Origin of the sequence: Streptococcus sp. 27098_8_73 (genome assembly GCF_041432495.1) — a bacterium.
Lineage (GTDB): Bacteria > Bacillota > Bacilli > Lactobacillales > Streptococcaceae > Streptococcus.
The window spans coordinates 1-1,739 of sequence record NZ_JAPVZT010000023.1; the positions used below are offsets into that span (position 1 = coordinate 1).

The following is a 1,739-nucleotide window of genomic DNA, read 5'->3' on the forward strand; positions in this document are numbered from 1 at the left end:
TATGTACCAAATGTACCAGATGGACTTCCAAAAGTACCAAACCTTCCATATCCAAACGATCCAACAGATCCAAGCAAACCAGGTACTGATCTTCCAGTGATTCCACATGTACCAGGAACTACACCAGTAGGTCCAGATGGTACTACACCATTGACACCGAAAGATCCGAGCGATCCAAGCAAGGGTTACAACCCACCACCAATTCCAAGTGATCCAACTCAGGATACACCAATCAACTACGTTAAAGATGGTCAAAAAGCGATTATTACCTTCGTAGACCAAGATGCTAACAACAAGGAAGTTGGTAAGGTAGTTGAAAGCGGTAAGTCAGGTGAGCCAATCGGTACAACCAACTACGCAGCCCGTCTGAAAGAATTGACAGACAAGGGTTACGAAGTGGTGAACGATGAGTTCAAGGGACCTAAGACCTTCGATAACGATGATAAGAAAGACCAACAATTTGTGGTTACTCTTCGTCAAGGTAAAGAGCCAATTACAGACCCAGCTAAATTGAATAGCAAGGTTACTCGTACCATCAAGTACCAATACGCAGATGGTCAAACAGCGGGTCGTCCAGCTCTGAAAGCTCCTGTGACTCAAGAAGCAGCCTTCACACGTACAGGTGAACGTAACCGTGTAACTGGCGTTGAAACCTTCGGCGCATGGACGCCAGCTACGAAAGAATTGGCTCAAGAAGCTACACCAGTTGTGACTGGATTCGTGGCAGATAAAGCCAATGTAGCAGCGAAGACAGTGAAAGCTGGCGACGCTAACAGCGAAGAAGTTGTACAATACAAGAAGCTCGGTTCATACGTACCAAATGTACCAGATGGACTTCCAAAAGTACCAAACCTTCCATATCCAAACGATCCAAATAACCCAACTAAGCCGGGAACAGATCTTCCAGTGGTACCACATGTACCAGGAACTACACCAGTAGGCCCAGATGGTACAACACCATTGACACCGAAAGATCCGAGCGATCCAAGCAAGGGTTACAACCCACCACCAATTCCAAACGATCCAACTCAGGATACACCAATCAACTACGTTAAAGATGGTCAAAAAGCGATTATCACATTCGTAGACCAAGATGATAACAACAAGGAAGTTGGTAAGGTAGTTGAAAGCGGTAAGTCAGGTGAGCCAATCGGTACAACCAACTACGCAACTCGTCTGAAAGAATTGACAGACAAGGGTTACGAAGTTGTGAACGATGAGTTCAAGGGACCTAAGACCTTCGATAACGATGATAAGAAGGACCAACAATTTGTGGTTACTCTTCGTCATGGTAAAGAAGCAATCAAGGATCCGGCAGAACTCAACAAGAAGGTGACTCGTACCATCAAGTATCAATACGCAGATGGTCAAACAGCAGGCCGTCCAGCTCTGAAAGCTCCAGTAACACAAGAAGCAGCCTTCACACGTACAGGTGAGCGCGATCGTGTAACTGACAAGAAGACTTTCACTCCATGGACACCAGCTACGAAAGAATTGGCACAAGAAGCTACACCAGTTGTGACTGGATTTGTGGCAGATAAGGCTAATGTAGCAGCCAAGACAGTGACTCCTGATGATAAGGATAGCGAAGAAGTTGTACAATACAAGAAACTTGGTTCATATGTACCAAATGTACCAGATGGACTTCCAAAAGTACCAAACCTTCCATATCCAAACGATCCAACAGATCCAACGAAACCAGGCACTGACCTTCCAGTAGTTCCAGATGTACCAGGAAC

At 45.5% G+C, this 1,739-nt stretch carries 1 pseudogene; it reads left to right on the plus strand.

Annotated elements, in window-relative coordinates:
- Window positions 1-1,739, plus strand: a pseudogene (locus tag O3651_RS10045) (mucus-binding protein); the annotation flags it as partial.